Here is a 15,853-nt window from a genome sequence, read left to right on the forward strand (position 1 = left end):
CGACGACCACCGTCACGGCTCCGTCGTCTCGGTCGCGTGCTGCGTGCACGGGACCGGTTCTCCCTCGCTCGTCCGGAACTCGGGGAATCGGTCGACCTCGTCGACCGGTACGTCGGCGATGTCGACGATGGCGGCGCCGTATCCGGAGTCGAACGGCTCGAGCTCGATGGTCACGGCGCCGCCACCGTCCACCGGCACGGCGACGACGTCGGTCGGATCCACCGACACGAACCAGGCGTACCCCTCGTCGAAACGGCGGGAGATGCGCGTCGAGTGCTCACGGCAGCTCTGACCCGCCCCGCCACCGTTCCAGTCCTGATCGCCGTAGTAGACCGTCTCGGTGATCGACCACGAATCCGGGAACGTGGCGTCGCGGAGCACGGCGAACTCCCCGCCGCGCCACGGCAAGCGGGCGACGATCTCGAATTCCGGGTGCTCCGCCAGGTAGCCGGCGAAATACTCGTCCGCGCCGGCCTCGGGTGGACCCGTCACCGGTGGCACATCGGCGGCCGTGTAGGCGACCAACTCATCGACGACGAGGTCCACGTCGGCTGCGGCACCGGCGACGACGACACGCCAGTTCGGGTCGTCGATCTGGACGACCCGATACGCGCCGTTCGACGGTCGGTGGACGCAACCCCTCGATTGCTCGACCTCCACCCATCCATCGTCGTGGAACTCGATGACCGAACGGAGTCGGAGGCACGCCCCTTCCTCACGGGCCGTGATCGAACCCAGCCGGAGGTCGGGTGCCAGGTACCAGCGGTCGACGGGGAGGTCGACGCCGCTGAAGACCACGAACGGCAGCGGTGACAGCGGCGCATCCGGATCGGCCACATCGACCGATGCGGCGAGCGCCTCGAGGCTCCCCTCGGGCCACGCCCCGGCGGACGGTGGCCTCGGATCGACACTGACGTCGGCGGACCCGCCGCGATCGCCGCTGCCGATCAGCGCGCACCTGCCGCCGACGCCGCCGACGCTCCCTCGGCCCGCGGCGACGAGTTCGTCGTCGTCACCGGAAGCGACCGGGTCGACGTCGATGTCGACGACGTACCGACCAGCGGCACCCAGTGCGATCGTGCCCGCCGCGCCGGCGTATCCGACGTCGCCGGTGATGATCAAGAATTCGGCGGGCACATCGACCGCCGCGTCGGCGCTACCGCCGGCAGGTGGTCGCCAGTCGATCGTCAGCTGGTACTGACCGATCCATCGCCACGCACAGGTCTGCAGGTCCCAGGTGCCCCCGGACGCGTCGAGATCGTCGACATCGATGTCCGCATGCACGAAATCGACCCGAGCGATCGCGCCATCATCCTTCGACGCCTCCGACGTCGTGTCGGTCGTTTCGTCGGTCGTGTCAGTGACGGCGTTCGTGGTCGTCGTGGTAGCGGCCATGACCGACGTCGGCGCGGCGGCCGGTTCGGTCGACGCGGTACAGCCGGCGGCGACGACCACCGCAACAGTGGTGGATGCGCACAGCAGGCGGCGCCTCATGTTCGCTCCAAGAAGTCGCCGCCCTCGGGTACCGGACCGGAGAGGACATCCGTGATCGACAGGCTCGGATCGATCGTGCGGTACGTACGACGTTCGGCCGGGTCGTCGAGACCGACCTCGAGGGTGAGGAGTCGGCGCCCAGCATCGCTCTGCGCGTCGGAGACCAGCCAGATCTCGAGCACGGAACTCTTGGTCGGATCGACCGGGAACTCGAACGGTTCGACACGCTGGAACGCGCCGGTCGAATACCCGAACATCGCCCCCTCGCCGTCGGCCCACGCGAACACGGCGGCACCGTCGGATCGGTACCACGACTCCGGTGCCGTGAACGCCACGACGATGATGCGGCTCGAATCGCCGTCACCGGCCGGGTCCGCCGGTGTATTCAGCCGGTCACGCCAGGTCGGTGCACCGGCGATCGGTGCAGCCGGCGTGAAACCTTCCTGCAACACGACGGTGGCGAACGACGTGATCGGAGGCGGCACCGTGTCGTTCGAGGTCGGCTCGGACGTCGAACTCGGTCCGGCGGTTGGTGTGATCTCCGTCGTGGTCGTCGTCGTGATCACCGTCGCGGTCGTCGTCACGCCCATGGGCGTGCGCGGCGTGGCCGTTCCGACGTCGTCGCCGTCGCAGGCTGCGGGAAACAGCACCATCGAGGCGACCGCGAAGCAGGCCCACCGACCGCGTCGCTCCGGTGTCTCCCCCACGGACGCACGTTAGCCGTGGGGCGAACCGGCTCGCCCGCGTACGATTGGCCCCATGTCCGCCCGGCTGCCCTCGCTTTCCCGGGTGGCGATCCTGCTCGTGGCCGGACTCGCCCTGACCGGCTGTTCGAGCGGCGGCGACGACACCGACCCGGCCGTGACCGCCACAGATCCCGGAACCGGTGTCGATGCCGACCAGAGCGACCGATTTCCGGAGGTCCTCGACGTCGTGGCGACCCGCGACGACGCGACGGGCACGTGGAGCTTCGCGGTCACGATCTCCTCGCCGTACGACACGCCCGAGCGGTACGCCGACGGCTGGCGGGTCCTCGGGCCCGACGGCACCGAGTTCGGCGTCCACACGCTCACCCACGATCACGCCACCGAGCAACCGTTCACCCGCACCCAGACCGGCGTCGAGATCCCGACCGACGTCGATGAGGTGACCATCGAAGGACGCGATCTCGTCAACGGTTTCGGTGGCCCGACCTTCACCATCGATCTCCAGGCAGGAACCCCATGACCGACGACACCACGCCGACCTTCGACACCGGCGACGACATCCGTTTGATCGGCCGACTGATCGGCGACGTCCTCCGCGAGCAGGCGGGCGACGACGTGTTCGACCTGGTCGAGGAGGTCCGCCGCACCGCGGTTCGGGGCCGCCGGGCCGGCGAGAACCCGATCGCCGCGCTCGCGGCGCGCCTCGACGACGCCGATGTCAACGATCAGCTCCACCTCATCCGTGCGTTCGGCTGGCTGTCGCTGCTCGCCAACACCGCCGAGGATCTCCACACCGAACGACGCCGCCGCTTCCATCGCGACAGCGGCTCTGGTTCGCAGGAGGGCAGCGTCGAAGCCGGCCTCGACCGCATGCTCGCCGACGGCGTCGACGCCGAACGCATCGCCGACGAACTGGCCGACCTCCGGGTGTCGCCGGTGATCACCGCCCACCCGACCGAGGTCCGCCGCCAGACGGTGCTCGACCACGTCGACGCCGTGTCGACGTTGCTCGCACGGCGGGCCCGAGCGGGCGACAGTCCGAGTGAGCTGGCCGAGATCGACGACCGTCTCCGGCTCGAGGTTCTCACGCTCTGGCAGACCGCCGAGGTGCGCCTCTCGAAACTCCGCGTCCGCGACGAGATCAACGAGGCGCTCCGCTACTACCGGTCGAGCATCTTCGCCACGGTGACCAAGTTGCAGACCGACGTCGAAGAACTCGCGGAACAACGACTCGGTCGCACGCTCTCGGTACCGAACGCGATCTCGATGGGGTCGTGGATCGGAGGCGACCGCGACGGCAACCCGTTCGTCACCGCCGACGTGCTGCGGTTGGCGGTCGAGATGCAGGCCGGCGTCGCGTTCGAACACCACCTCTCGACGCTCCACGAGCTGTCGCGTGAGCTGTCGATGTCGGCTCGGCTGATCACCCCGACCGAGGCGCTCGTCGAGCTCGCCGACGCCTCGCACGACGACTCGCCGTTCCGCGCCGACGAGCCGTATCGCCGCGCGCTCCGCGGCATCCATGCCCGGTTGTGGGCGATGGCGTCATTGGTGATCGACGATGTGCCCGGGCCACTCCCCCACGCCGACCTGGAGCCGTACGCATCTGCCGATGCCGTCTCCGCCGACCTCGGCATCGTCATCGAATCGCTCCACTCCCACGGAGCGGGGATGCTCGCGGACCAACGGGTTGCGCCGCTCCGTCGGGCGCTCGACACGTTCGGCACCCACCTCTGCGGACTCGACATGCGCCAGAACTCCGCCGTGCACGAGGTGGTGGTCGACGAGCTGTTCCGGGTCGGCGGCGTCACCGCCGACTACCTCTCGCTCGACGAAGCGGCACGGATCGACGTCCTCACCGCCGAACTCGCCAGCCCCCGTCCGCTCACCACCCCGTATGCGAACTACTCGGACATCACCCGGAGCGAGTTGGCGGTCGTGACCGAAGCCGCGTCGGCGCACCGCCGCTTCGGAGCCCGCTCGATCCCCCACTACGTGATCTCGATGGCCGAGTCGGTGAGCGACGTGCTCGAGGTCGCGGTGCTGCTGAAAGAGGTCGGCCTCATCCGCATCGACGGCGAGACCGGGAAGCTGTCGAGCGCGCTCGACATCGTGCCGCTGTTCGAAACGGTCGCCGACCTCCGCGCCGCCGACACGACGCTCGTCCAGATGTTCGAGCACGAGCGGTACGGCCAGATCGTCGAGAGCCGGAACCGCTGGCAGGAGGTCATGATCGGTTACTCCGACTCGAACAAGGACGGCGGCTACGTCACGTCACAGTGGGAGCTGTACCGGGCGCAGCGGGCCCTCGTGGCTGCCGCCGAACGATGCGACACCCGCCTCCGGCTGTTCCACGGACGCGGGGGCACGGTCGGACGTGGCGGCGGCCCTGCCTATCAGGCGATCCTCGCCCAGCCCCCTGGGTCGGTACACGGCCAGCTCCGCATCACCGAGCAGGGTGAGATGGTGGCGGCCAAGTACGCGCAGCCCGCGTCGGCGCGTCGCAACCTCGAGACGTTGCTGTCGGCCACCCTCGAGGCGAGCTGTCTCGACGCCGACGATCTCGGCCCCGATCACGACCGATTCGTCGACGCCACCCAGGAGCTCTCCGACCTCGCGTTCAACCGGTACCGGGCGTTGCTCGACGGGCCGGCCGACTTCGTCCGGTTCTTCCAGGCGATCACGCCGATCAACGAGATCTCCAGCCTCAACGTCGGGAGCCGACCGGCCAAGCGCAAGAACTCCAACCGGATCGAAGACCTCCGGGCGATCCCCTGGGTGTTCGGATGGAGCCAGTGCCGGCTCAACATCCCCGGATGGTTCGGCGCAGGCACCGCGTTCGAGTCGTTCGCCACCGACGACGACCGACTCGCGCTCCTCCACGAGATGCACGACCGTTGGCCGTTCTTCCGGGCGATGCTCAACAACATGGGCATGGTGCTCGCCAAGACCGACATCGAGGTCGGCCGCAAGTACGCCGACGCGCTCGTCGACGATGCCGAACTCCGCGACACGGTCTTCGGTCAGATCGAGGCCGAGCACGACCTCGCCCGCACGTGGCACGCTCGACTGACCGGGTCGGACGATCCGCTCGTCGACAACCCGGCGCTCGCACGGAGCATCCGGAACCGGTTCCCGTACCTCGATCCGTTGCACGTCATGCAGATCGAACTGCTCCAGCGGCACCGGGCCGGTTCGGACGACGACCGGGTCGGGCGCGGCATCCAGCTGACGCTCAACACGATCGCCACGGGCCTGCGCAACAGCGGCTGAACGGAGCGAACCCGGTGCGCCCGGATCGGTTTCGGCGGGGAGCCGACGCGGGTACGGTCGGGGCATGAGCGATCACCGGATCAGCATCACGTACTGCGTCCCTTGAGACTATTCGGAGCGCGCCGTGGGCGCTGCACGAGATCTCCTGCACGACTACCAGCACATCATCAGCGAGTTGTCGCTGGTGACGGGGTCGAAAGGAGTGTTCGATGTCGTCGTGGACGGCCGGACTCTGTACTCGAAGCACGAGACCGGCCGCCACGCCGAACCACTTGAAGTGTTGACGCTCTTTCGGGAGCAGTACGCCACCGACGTCACGCCGTACGAGCGCTAGAACTCAGCGCCCGTGGTCAACAGGTGTCAACCGTCGTCGTGGATCAGACGACCTTGACGCCGACCGCTTCCGGACCCTTGCGTCCGGCTGCGATCTCGAACTCGACCTGCTGACCGTCGAGGAGGGTGCGACGCCCGGTGCCTTCGATGTTGCTGAAGTGCACGAACACGTCGTCACCGTCGTCGCGGCTGATGAAACCAAAGCCCTTCTGATCGTTGAAGAACTTCACTGTGCCGATGGCCATTGCTTACTGCTTTCTGTATTCGCCGATCACCACCGCGGCGACCGACATTCACCTGAACGTTACCCAGCCGGTGTGATGTTTGCTCGTCGCGGCGCCGTCCCGACCGAGTGCGTCGTCCACCTCACACCCCTGGATCTCGTCGCCGACCCTCCGCCGACACGGCGGTCACCAGTTCGTCGGACCGCTGATCCGGTCCGCCACGTCGGCGCCGTCGGGGATGAAATGCACCACGTACGAACGTCGGGTCGTCTCCGGCCGACGGATCGCCTGCCCACCGTGGATCAGCATCCCGTGCCAGAACAGCACGTCGCCCTTGCGCGCCAGGAAGGTGTGCTCGGCGAATCCGGCGGACTCGGTGGCAACGTGCGCGTTGTAGGCCGCCGATGTCGTCGGATCGGCCGTCCGCAGGTTCACCATCGGGTAGCTGCCGAACCCGTCGAACAGTTCGCGACGGTGTGATCCGGGGTAGTACACCAGCGGGCCGGAGCCTTCCACGATGTCCTCGCAGGCGATCCATGCACCGCAGATCAGGTTCGGCACGCCGAGGTGGAACACGGCCGTGTCCTGGTGCAGCGCCTGCGTGCTGCCGTTGTGGAAGTTGATGCTGTAGTTGGCCCGGCTGTCGACGCCGAGGATCATCGACGCGATCCGACGCAACTCGGGGTGCTGACGCACGGCATCGGCGGCAGCGGAGTGTTGGTAGAACCCGTGGATCCGCCAACTCGACCGGTCACGAACCGCCACCCGCTCGGCGGGCTCGAGCGCCAGCAGGTCGCGATGGTCGGTGTTCGGCCGATGACCGTCGGGCATCACGAGGTCGTGCAGCACGGCGCTCGGCGCGAGGTCGTCGTCGACGAACAAGCGGTCGAGGTCGTCCACCATGTGATCGATCAGGTCGTGCGGGACGACGTTCTCGACGATCGCATACCCGTCGCGCACCCACGACTGCAGCACGCGACGATCGTCCGGCCGGTTCGCCCGTGCGTCGATCTGCTCGAGCGCGTCGGGTTGGTCGAACCACGCAACATCGGGCAGATGCGGCGGTCGTCGACCTCCCGTGAGGCGGTCGGCGAGTCGTCGGATCGGCGCCAGGACTCCCATGTCGACGAAGCTAGTCGGCCGGCGCGACACCTCGCCCGAACACGCCCTCCCAGCAATACCCGACCAAGCTGGTCGGATTCATCGGAATATCGATTAGGCTTCGCTCACCCATCGTCGTTCGACCCATCGGAGACAACATGAGCGACACTCTGATCCGGCCCGCCGAGGTGAGCCACCACGACATCATCGAACCCCGCTGGTGGCAGGGAACGCCCGCGGTCGACCCGATGGCGTACCAGGTCGACCGGACCGAGTTCGCGATGGATGCGAGCGACCTCGATCCCGATGGCGCCCTCGCCCGCCGGATGCGTGATACCTTCCGCGACGTCGGCTTGGTGCGCCTCGTGAACACCGGGCTCACCGATCACTCCGACATGCGGGCGTTCGCCCAGCTCGTCGTCGACGCCGAGATGCCGTACGAGGGAGGCGCGAATCCGCGCGACGCTCTCGAGCCGAACGTGTTCGAGATCGGCGCTCCCCTCCCTGCATGGCTCCACTACCACCACGAGATGGCATACGTCGGCACCAGCACCAAGATGGTGGCGTTCCTGTGCAAGCGCGAACTCCCGGGGCGCGGCGCCACGTTCGTCTCCGACAACCTCCGCGTGACCGACGCTCTGCTCGCCACCGAGTTCGGCCAGAAGCTCGCCCGGCTCGGCATCTGTTACCGGCGCGACCTCACCGACCGCGAGGCGTTCAACGGTCGCGCCCCCGTCGGCGTGTACAACCATTGGCAGCAGTCGCTGGGCACCGACGATCCGGCCGAGGCCGAGCGACGGGCACGGTCGAAAGGACTCCAGACCTCGTGGGGCCCCGATCGGCTGCTGCGCACGCGCTACTACGTCTCGGCATTCGAGTACTTCCCGCAGCTCGATCGCAACGTGCTGTACAGCAGCGTCGCCGACCACGCGATGTGGTTCGACACCTGGCCGTTGGTCGAGCAACTCCCGCCCGATCAGCGACCGCTCTGGATGACCTTCGGCGACGACACCGACTTCACGATCGACGAGCTGCGGCAGTTCGTCGAGGTCTACGACCGGTTCGGTTCGCCGATCGACTGGCGCGTCGGCGACGTCGGGGTGATCTGCAACTACCGGTTCGCTCACGGGCGTCCGTCGATCGTGCTCGGCGAGCACGAGGAACGCGAACTCGGTGTGCTGCTGGGCGAGCCGTTCCAGCGGGTCGGCCACCTTGGCGACAAGTGGTGAGCGGCGTCACACTGGCCACATGATCGTCGTCCTCGCCTCGAACGAACCGCCGCGTCTCACCGACCTCGATCGGCTCGACCGGTTGCACGCCGAACTGCACGGCGCACTCGACGCAGCCCAGCTCGGCGACCTGTGCGAACCCGCCGAGGACGAGCACGTGTGGCTCGACGTCGCCCGGGCCCGCGCCAACGGTGTCGAACGCTCGTCCGACGCGACGTTCGGCGAGAACTTCGACGCCATGATCGGCTACGCGGCGAGCAAGGGCTGGCTCAACGACGCCGGGACCCACGTGCGCGCCCATGTCGAGCCCGCCGACTGACCCTGTCCGGCGACGGTCTCGACCCCGCGCCGACCGGCTCGATACCATCGTCGCCGTGCCCACCGACCGTCAGACCCTGAACCTCGTAGCCGCCGTGCTCTGCGGAGTCGGCAGCCTGGCCGCCCTGATCGACGGGTGGTCATCCGGCGGCCTCGGCAATCGGACGTCGCGTGCGGGCATCCTGTCGGGCCTGTTCGGCACCGTCGGCTCGATCGCGTGGGCCGTCTCGGCGTTCCAGGACCGCCAGGAATCGCGTGGCGAGACCGACCTCGCCTGAGCCACCCGCCGCTCCACGCCCAGCACCGGGCATCGGCCTCGGGCGCCTCGTCCTGCCCGTCTATCTCCCGGTCATCGCCGGGACGATCGGTGTCGCGGTCCTCGTTCCGGTCCTGCCGCTCTACCTGAAGGACTCGGGCCTCTCGCTCCGCACGACATCGGTCGTACTCGCCGCGGTCGGTCTCGGCGCCGCGGTCGGCAGCCTGCCTGCCGGCTCCTTGCTCGCACGTTTCGGTGAGCGACGTGTGCTGTTCGTCTCGCTCGGAGCGCTCGCCGCCAGCACGGCACTGCTCGGCTTCACGACGGCGGTCGTCGCGCTCGTAGCGCTCCGGATGGCTGCGGGCGCCTCCAACGTCGCGCTGCGTCTCTCACGCCAGACCTACATCGCACGCCGTGTCCTCGGCGAGCACCGTGGGCGCTCGATGGCGATGATCGGCGGTTCGTTCCGGTTCTCGCTGCTCGTCGGACCGCTGCTCGGCGGGTGGCTGGTCGACACGTCCGGATTCGCGACGACGTTCGTGGTCGCCGGAGGCTTCGCCGCGCTCGGCGTGATCCCGCCCCTGATCAGCGGCCCGCGCCACCTCGCTCCACGCACCGACGTGGTCGCCGTCCCCCAGTTCGGAGTGGTCGACGCGATGCGGACCCATTGGCGCCTCCTCCTCGTCGCCGGTGTCGTCCCGCTGCTGGTGATGACCGCACGGGAAGGCCGGTTCGTCGTGCTCCCCCTGATCAGCGACGACCTCGGGCTCAGCCCGACCGCCGTCGGGGCGGTGATCGCGGTCGGCACCGGCGCCGATCTCCTCCTGTTCCCCGTCGCCGGGTTCGTGATGGACCGCTTCGGACGCCTCGCTGCCATGGTGCCGGCGTTCGGCACCATCGCCGTGGGCCTCCTCATGCTGGCAGCAGCCGGCTCGACCACGTCGGTCGTGGTCGCCGGTGCCGTGATCGGCATCGGCAACGGCCTGAGTTCCGGCACGATGCTCACGCTCGGCAGCGACCTCGCTCCCGCGGATGCGACCGGGCCGTTCCTCGCGGGGCTCGCCGCGATGCAGGACGCCGGGAGGGTCACCGGTCCGCTGCTCGTCGGCGTCATCGGCGCCGGTGCCGGGTTGGGCGTCGCATCGGTTGCGCTCGCGGCCGTGCTGGTCGGCGCCGTGTTGTGGCTGGTGCTCGTGATCGGCGAGACCGGCGGCGTGCCGGCCCCGGCCCGCTGACCGTGAGGTCGGGGTCAGCGACGCTTCTTGCGCTTCGGTGGCCGCTTCGGCTGCGGCATCGTGCGCGACGACACCGGCGCCGCAGGACCCTTCTGGTACCGGTGTTCGCGGAACCACAGGTTGCATGCCCACTTCTCGCCCGACTCGACGGGCAGACCGCCGTGCAGCGAGTGCGGGTGTCGGTCGCTGGTCCCGGGAACGAGGTTGTGGAACAGGCACAGCCGGCCGGGCACCGCCTCGACTTCCACGTCGAGTTTCGGGAAGCCGGTCGCGCCGCCGGCCGGCACCTCGTTGAGGTACATCAGCGCCGTGACGAGTCGGTTGCCGCCGCGGGCGGTCTTCTCCTTACCCTTCGGCGTGTCGATGTCCCACGCGTCGAAGTGCGGTTTGTACTGCTGCGTCTCACCGTAGTGGACGACCTGCAGCGACTCCGCGTGGGTGGTCGGCAGGCCGACGAGGTCGCCGACCCGCTTCACCAGGCCGCGGATGATCGGCGTCTGGTTGTGCTTCACCCATCCGACGCTGCCCGTGCGCTTCTCGCTGGTCGCGTTCTTGCCGAGCCGGCTGACCTTGGCCTCGCTCATGTTCGGGGACCCGAGTTCGACGATGTGCTCCCGTTCGATGTCGCTCAGGAAGTCGTCGATCACCCAGACGAGTGGGTCGTCGGCGACGGGGACGCCGAGTTCGTACTCCGACTTGAGCAGTGTGACCATGCCTTCAGTGTCGCAGATCCGCCCGTCCCGGGGCGGGCGAGTCGCCGCCTGGCCGAGTCGCCAGCGGCGTCGGCGTGGTGACAAGCTCACCGCATGGGCGACTTCATCGACACCGGCTCCGACGACCTGTTGGCGCGCGTCGACGGCAACGTCGGCATCATCACGTTCAACCGACCGGAACGACGCAACGCCCTGTCCGAAGGCGTCTACCGCGGCTTCGACGCGGCACTCCCGGTGATGGCCGACGACCCCGAGGTCCGCGTCGTGCTCGTCACCGGTGCTGGTGGAGCCTTCTGCGCCGGCGGCGACGTCAAGGGGATGCACGAGGCCAACCAGACCGGCACGGATCGACCGGGTCGGCCGAGCGGCGTCGAAGATCAAGTCGCTCACCTCCGCAAGCTGCAGCGGGCGGTGTCGCTCGCGCTGCATCAGCATCCGAAGCCGGTCGTCGCCGCGCTGCCCGGGGCTGCAGCCGGTGCCGGCCTGTCGATCGCACTCGCCGCCGACATCCGGCTGGCCGCCGAGCGGGCCATCCTGGTCACCGCATTCGCCAACGTCGGCGCCTCCGGCGACTTCGGTGGGTCCTGGCTCCTCACCCAACTGGTCGGTCCGGCCAAGGCGAAGGAGTTGTACTTCACGTCGCCTCGGCTGACGGCGCGGGAAGCCGCCGACCTCGGTCTCGTCAACCAGGTCCTGCCCGACAAGGGCTTCGACGAGGCAGCACTCGAGTGGTGCCGGAACCTGGCCCGCCAGGCGCCGATCGCTCAGCGGTTGATGAAGGAGAACCTCAACCGTGCGTTGCACTGCGATCTCGCCACGGCACTCGACGCCGAGGCGACCAACATGGTGCGGTCGATGAGCACCGCCGACCATCGTGAGGCCGCGGCGGCGTTCGTCGAGAAGCGCTCGCCGAACTTCACCGGCCGGTGACGACCTCGAAGCGGCAGTTGCAGATCGTGGTCGTCCCGACCTGATCGGCACGGTCGGTTCGCAGCTCGACTCCGCACACGCCCTCACCCCGGTCACCCGCTCGGACGAACCGGATTTCACCGCCGTCGGGCAGGGCGATCGTGCCGTCGATCGCCTCGCAGCCGAGCACCTCGGACCAGCGCTCCGACATCGCCGTCGGTTCGAGCGCCTCGATCTCGACTGCGACGATCTCGTCGACGGCATCGTCGCGGACGTGGTCGCGCCACATCGGTCCGGCCCACTGCCACTCGCCCCACGTGTCGGCCCGGTCGACCGACAGGATCGCTCCACCGATGTCGGCCGGGTGCAGGTGCAGACCGACGATGCCGACGTCCGCCGCCTCGAAGACGACCCGAACACCGTGCTCGTCGAGGCGTCGGCGGAGTGGTTCGAGGTCGTCGACCTCGAGGATCACCATGTAGCCGCTGTCGCCGCCGCGCTTGTCGATCAGCCGACCGGCCGTGGTGCCCGGCTGTGTCGGCGAGACGACTTCGAGGAACTGGTCCCCGACCGCGTAGAGGGCGTTGCGGAGCCCGAACGTGGCGACGCCCGGGTCCCGATGACAGAGCTCGAGCCCGAGTTCACGTTCGATCCGGTCTTCGGCTGCGGCGAGGTCGCTCGCCACCATCGCGATCTGTCGGAGCCTCATGCGCATGCCGCGAGTCTGTCCGAGTGCGGCTGCGCCGATCGAGGCAGGGCTGGCAGACTGGCGGGATCGACACCGTCCGCATCGACCAGTGGCTGCACGCCGTCCGGCTCACGAAGACCCGCGCCGAGGCCGCGGCGGCCTGCCGAGGCGGCCACGTCGACGTGAACGGCAAGGCGGTCAAGCCGTCGGCGACGGTGCAGCTCGGCGACCGGGTCGAGGCCTACCTCCACCAGCGCCGTCGGATCGTGGTCGTCGATCGGCTCCTCAAGAAGCGTGTCGGCGCGGCGGTCGCCGTCGAGTGCTACACCGACCACAGTCCGCCGCCACCCGAGCGCGAGGTCGCCGACGTGTTCGCCGTGCGCGAGAGGGGCGCCGGCCGCCCCACCAAGCGCGACCGTCGCCAGATCGACCGCCTGCGCGGCCGCCGCGGTTGACCGACGCCCGGGTCAGTCGGCGCGGAACCAGAACTCGATCTCAGGTGGAAACTGCGGAATCCGACTCGCCATGACTGCATCATCCCAGACGGACGATGTCGGTCAGCGACGCGACCAGGCGGTCGTCGGCGCGTGACGCCTCCAGGTCGACCAGGCCGATCGCCCGCCAGTCGTCGTTGCCGTCCGGGTCGTGCAATGTCTGCTCGACGCGGCCGGTCGACAGATCGAAGGCGAACCGTGACGCGTGGCGGGCGTCGCCGCCGATGTCGATGTGCTCGTGTTCGGCCCAGTAGGGCTCCATCGCCGCCGCGACGTCGAGATCGGGATCGGTGACGGGTGGCCGGCGGCGCCGAGCGAGGTGCTCGACCCACCGGAACGCCTCGTTGCGGACCATCGTCCGGAACGCCCTGGCGTCGCTGGTGATCGTGACCGGTCCCTCGTCGCCGGTGGCGCCGGGACGCACCGCTGCACCAGCGTCGTCGTCGGGGTGCTGGAGCCGTTCCCACTCGTCGAGCAGGCTGGAGTCGACCTGGCGGACGAGCGCGCCCAACCAGTGGATGATCTCGTCGAGTTCCTCGCTGCCCGCCTCGGCGGGGACGTTCTGCATGAGCCCCTTGTAGACGTCGGAGATGTAGCGCAGCACGACGCCTTCGGAATTCTTGAGGCCGTAGTGGTCGATATACTCACCGAACGTCATCGCCCGCTCGAACAGGTCGCGAACCACCGATTTGGGTTTGACCGTGTCGCCGCCGACCCACGGGTGGTGACGTCGGAACTCGTTGAAGTCGCCGTAGATCCAGTCCTTCAACGGGCGGGGAGGTTCGACCTTGGAGAGCCGTTCCATCCGTTCCTCGTATTCGACGCCCGACGACTTCATCTCGCTCATCAGCGCGTCCTTCGCCTTGCGGAGTTGGGCGGCGATCACGACGGCCGGGTTCTCCTGCACCGCCTCGATGATCGTCAGGATCGCGAGCGAGCGGTCGATGTCGCCGGTGGCGCCCACGGCGACCGTCGTGTGCTCGACCTCGGGCTCCGCGTCGATGCCGACGCCGTCGGGCTCGACGGCGTCGATGTCGTCGGGCCGTTCGCCGCCGTCGACGGTCCCGGCATCGGCATCGGCACCGGACTCGGACTCGGACTCGGACTCGGCCAGGTCGAGCATCTCGGCGAGTCCGGCGAAGGCGCCGCCCGATGTTGCCGGGGCCTCGCGTCGGCGCTCGGGCGCCGGCGCCCGTTCGGGACGGCGCGCCGTTCGCTCGGGACGGACCTCGACCCGGAGCTCACGGTCGAGATGCGTGATCGCGTCGATCGCCCACAGCGAGAGTGGCTGGTGGAGTGCGAACTCGTCTTGCAGGTCGAAGTTGACCCGCACCCGTCGTCCCTGGTCGTCGGGCGGATCGGGGAACTCGAGCAGGTTGGCGTCGACGAGCGACCGGTAGATCGAGATCGACCGGCGAATGTGCTCGCGCTGGCGACGCCGTGTGTCGTGGTTCTCGACCATCAGCCGGCGGACGGCCGAGCATCCGTCGCCGGGTCGGTCGAGCAGGCTCATGACCATCTGATGGTTGACGTCGAAGCTCGACGTGAGCGGTTCGGGATCACCGCTGACGAGCCGGTCGAAGGTGCCTTCGTCCCAGTGGGCGTAGCCACGCTCGGGCGCCTTCTTCTTGACCATCTTCTTTTTCTTCTTGGCGTCCGTCTCGGCCTGCTCGGCCATGCGCTGGTTGTCGACCACGTGTTCGGGCGCCTGCGCCCACACGTCGCCGCGGTCGTCGAAGCCCCGGCGCCCGGCGCGCCCGGCGATCTGCTGGAACTCGCGCACGCGCAGGATGCGAACCCCGCTGCCGTCGTACTTGCAGAGCTGGGTGAACAGCACCGACCGGATCGGTACGTTGACGCCGACGCCCAGCGTGTCGGTGCCGCAGATGATCTTGAGCAGCCCGGCCTGGGCGAGCCGTTCGACGAGCAGCCGGTACTTCGGGAGCAGCCCGGCGTGGTGCACGCCGACGCCGGCGACGAGGAACCGACGGAACGTCTTGCCGAACGGCGAGTCGAACCGGAACCCGCCGATCAGGTCTTTCACCTGCTGCTTCTCGTCCTTCGTGAGCGGGTCGAGACTCAGGTAGCCCTGTGCGGCTTCGGTGGCCTCGCGCTGCGTGAAGTGCACGAGATAGATCGGTGCCCGTCCCGACTCGAGGAGTTCTTCGATCGAGTGGTGCAGGGTCGACGTCCGGTACTGGAAGTCGAGCGGCACCGGCCGCTGCGTCGATCGCACGAGCGCCGTGTCGCGCCCGGTCCGTTTGCTGAGCTCGTCCTCGAAGAAGGTGGTCGAGCCGAGCGTCGCCGACATCAGGAGGAACTGACAATGCGGCAGTTCGAGCAGTGGGAGCTGCCACGCCCAGCCGCGTTGCGGGTCGGCGTAGAAGTGGAACTCGTCGGCGATGACGACGTCGACGTCGGTGCGATCGCCGTCGCGCAGCGCCCAGTTCGCCAGGATCTCCGCAGTGCAGCAGATGATCGGTGCGTCGGGGTTCACGCTGCCGTCGCCGGTGATCATGCCAACCAGGTTCGAACCGAACGTCTGGCAGAGCTGGAAGAACTTCTCCGACACGAGCGCCTTGATCGGCGCCGTGTAGACACTCCGCTCGTCGCGGGCGAGGGCGACGAAATGGGCGGCGACGGCGACGAGCGACTTGCCCGAACCGGTCGGCGTGTTGAGAATCACGTTGTTGCCGGCGATCAGTTCGAGGACGGCCTCCTCCTGCGCCTCGTACATCTCGATCCCCTGCTCGACCGTGTAGGCGGCGAAGCCGTCGAGCAGTGCGCCCTCGTCGGGTGCCGGCGGCATGTGCCGCAGGATCGGCGTGAGTTCGTCGGGTGAGATCGGCATGGGGTGACTGCAGTCTGCCCGATGCGAG

At 68.7% G+C, this 15,853-nt stretch carries 15 protein-coding genes and 1 pseudogene; 9 read left to right on the top strand and 7 right to left on the bottom strand.

The genetic code is table 11. The features are described 5' to 3' along the window. Window positions 1–12: 12 nt before the first annotated feature. Together R8G01_05605 and R8G01_05610 are read right to left on the bottom strand one after the other, a co-directional pair. Window positions 13–1,494: a hypothetical protein gene (locus R8G01_05605; GenBank protein ID MDW3213452.1), complete on the bottom strand. Its 1,482-nt coding sequence runs from the start codon at window positions 1,492–1,494 to the stop codon at window positions 13–15. Beyond that, window positions 1,491–2,201, bottom strand: coding sequence for a hypothetical protein (locus tag R8G01_05610; GenBank protein ID MDW3213453.1), 711 nt, complete (start codon window positions 2,199–2,201; stop codon window positions 1,491–1,493). Before R8G01_05610 ends, R8G01_05605 begins: the two co-directional genes overlap by 4 nt. 52 nt (window positions 2,202–2,253) lie before the next feature. On the opposite strand from R8G01_05610, the gene R8G01_05615 reads away from it, so the two are divergent. The 3 genes and pseudogenes from R8G01_05615 (at window position 2,254) to R8G01_05625 (ending at window position 5,808) form a co-directional block, all read left to right on the top strand. Continuing rightward, window positions 2,254–2,721: a hypothetical protein gene (locus tag R8G01_05615; protein ID MDW3213454.1), complete on the top strand. Its 468-nt coding sequence runs from the start codon at window positions 2,254–2,256 to the stop codon at window positions 2,719–2,721. Continuing rightward, complete coding sequence (gene ppc, locus R8G01_05620; GenBank protein ID MDW3213455.1) at window positions 2,718–5,474, top strand: phosphoenolpyruvate carboxylase; 2,757 nt, start codon at window positions 2,718–2,720, stop codon at window positions 5,472–5,474. Before R8G01_05615 ends, ppc begins: the two co-directional genes overlap by 4 nt. 121 nt (window positions 5,475–5,595) lie before the next feature. After that, window positions 5,596–5,808: pseudogene (locus R8G01_05625) on the top strand (Rdx family protein). A 43-nt stretch (window positions 5,809–5,851) separates the two neighbouring features. Here R8G01_05625 and R8G01_05630 read toward each other — a convergent pair. Together R8G01_05630 and R8G01_05635 are read right to left on the bottom strand one after the other, a co-directional pair. Beyond that, on the bottom strand, window positions 5,852–6,052 hold the full coding sequence (locus tag R8G01_05630) for a cold-shock protein (protein ID MDW3213456.1): 201 nt from the start codon (window positions 6,050–6,052) through the stop codon (window positions 5,852–5,854). 165 nt (window positions 6,053–6,217) lie between these two features. After that, window positions 6,218–7,153 carry a phytanoyl-CoA dioxygenase family protein gene (locus R8G01_05635; GenBank protein ID MDW3213457.1) on the bottom strand — a complete coding sequence of 312 codons (936 nt, stop codon included), beginning with the start codon at window positions 7,151–7,153 and terminating at the stop codon, window positions 6,218–6,220. Window positions 7,154–7,290: 137 nt separating this feature from the next. Between R8G01_05635 and R8G01_05640 the strand changes: the two genes are divergently transcribed. Genes R8G01_05640 through R8G01_05655 form a run of 4 tightly spaced genes read left to right on the top strand, consistent with a single transcriptional unit; the run spans window position 7,291 to window position 10,170 of the window. After that, window positions 7,291–8,361 (top strand): TauD/TfdA family dioxygenase, encoded by a 1,071-nt coding sequence (locus R8G01_05640; protein ID MDW3213458.1) that lies wholly within the window; start codon window positions 7,291–7,293, stop codon window positions 8,359–8,361. A gap of 19 nt (window positions 8,362–8,380) precedes the next feature. Further along, window positions 8,381–8,680 (top strand): hypothetical protein, encoded by a 300-nt coding sequence (locus R8G01_05645; GenBank protein ID MDW3213459.1) that lies wholly within the window; start codon window positions 8,381–8,383, stop codon window positions 8,678–8,680. Window positions 8,681–8,735: 55 nt separating this feature from the next. Next, on the top strand, window positions 8,736–8,957 hold the full coding sequence (locus tag R8G01_05650; GenBank protein ID MDW3213460.1) for a hypothetical protein: 222 nt from the start codon (window positions 8,736–8,738) through the stop codon (window positions 8,955–8,957). Then, on the top strand, window positions 8,935–10,170 hold the full coding sequence (locus tag R8G01_05655; GenBank protein ID MDW3213461.1) for an MFS transporter: 1,236 nt from the start codon (window positions 8,935–8,937) through the stop codon (window positions 10,168–10,170). Before R8G01_05650 ends, R8G01_05655 begins: the two co-directional genes overlap by 23 nt. 14 nt (window positions 10,171–10,184) lie before the next feature. Here R8G01_05655 and R8G01_05660 read toward each other — a convergent pair whose 3' ends face one another. Further along, the gene (locus R8G01_05660) at window positions 10,185–10,883 is read right to left on the bottom strand and encodes a 2OG-Fe(II) oxygenase (protein MDW3213462.1); all 699 of its coding nucleotides are present in this window, start codon (window positions 10,881–10,883) and stop codon (window positions 10,185–10,187) included. Between the two features lie 93 nt (window positions 10,884–10,976). On the opposite strand from R8G01_05660, the gene R8G01_05665 reads away from it, so the two are divergent. Then, entirely contained in the window at window positions 10,977–11,813 is an 837-nt protein-coding gene (locus R8G01_05665) for an enoyl-CoA hydratase-related protein (protein MDW3213463.1), read from the top strand. On the opposite strand, the gene R8G01_05670 is transcribed toward R8G01_05665, so the two are convergent. Beyond that, a complete protein-coding gene (locus R8G01_05670) occupies window positions 11,800–12,507 on the bottom strand; it encodes a VOC family protein (protein MDW3213464.1) in 708 nt (235 codons plus the stop codon). The two genes, R8G01_05665 and R8G01_05670, sit on opposite strands and share 14 nt — an antisense overlap. Before the next feature lie 17 nt (window positions 12,508–12,524). On the opposite strand from R8G01_05670, the gene R8G01_05675 reads away from it, so the two are divergent. Further along, entirely contained in the window at window positions 12,525–12,935 is a 411-nt protein-coding gene (locus R8G01_05675) for an RNA-binding S4 domain-containing protein (protein MDW3213465.1), read from the top strand. Window positions 12,936–13,014: 79 nt separating this feature from the next. On the opposite strand, the gene R8G01_05680 is transcribed toward R8G01_05675, so the two are convergent. Then, on the bottom strand, window positions 13,015–15,825 hold the full coding sequence (locus R8G01_05680; protein ID MDW3213466.1) for a DUF3516 domain-containing protein: 2,811 nt from the start codon (window positions 15,823–15,825) through the stop codon (window positions 13,015–13,017). Between the last annotated feature and the right edge of the window lie 28 nt (window positions 15,826–15,853).

Source organism: Ilumatobacteraceae bacterium, from assembly GCA_033344875.1.
In the GTDB taxonomy this organism is placed as follows: domain Bacteria; phylum Actinomycetota; class Acidimicrobiia; order Acidimicrobiales; family Ilumatobacteraceae; genus Ilumatobacter.

Bases quoted from the DNA above. Each gene is read 5' to 3' on its own strand.
- R8G01_05665 (MDW3213463.1), top strand. From the start codon at position 10,977: ATGGGCGACTTCATCGACACCGGCTCCGACGACCTGTTGGCGCGCGTC.
- R8G01_05630 (MDW3213456.1), bottom strand. From the start codon at position 6,052: ATGGCCATCGGCACAGTGAAGTTCTTCAACGATCAGAAGGGCTTTGGT.
- R8G01_05615 (MDW3213454.1), top strand. From the start codon at position 2,254: ATGTCCGCCCGGCTGCCCTCGCTTTCCCGGGTGGCGATCCTGCTCGTG.
- R8G01_05645 (MDW3213459.1), top strand. From the start codon at position 8,381: ATGATCGTCGTCCTCGCCTCGAACGAACCGCCGCGTCTCACCGACCTC.
- R8G01_05640 (MDW3213458.1), top strand. From the start codon at position 7,291: ATGAGCGACACTCTGATCCGGCCCGCCGAGGTGAGCCACCACGACATC.
- R8G01_05670 (MDW3213464.1), bottom strand. From the start codon at position 12,507: ATGCGCATGAGGCTCCGACAGATCGCGATGGTGGCGAGCGACCTCGCC.
- ppc (MDW3213455.1), top strand. From the start codon at position 2,718: ATGACCGACGACACCACGCCGACCTTCGACACCGGCGACGACATCCGT.
- R8G01_05660 (MDW3213462.1), bottom strand. From the start codon at position 10,883: ATGGTCACACTGCTCAAGTCGGAGTACGAACTCGGCGTCCCCGTCGCC.
- R8G01_05680 (MDW3213466.1), bottom strand. From the start codon at position 15,825: ATGCCGATCTCACCCGACGAACTCACGCCGATCCTGCGGCACATGCCG.
- R8G01_05635 (MDW3213457.1), bottom strand. From the start codon at position 7,153: ATGGGAGTCCTGGCGCCGATCCGACGACTCGCCGACCGCCTCACGGGA.
- R8G01_05605 (MDW3213452.1), bottom strand. From the start codon at position 1,494: ATGAGGCGCCGCCTGCTGTGCGCATCCACCACTGTTGCGGTGGTCGTC.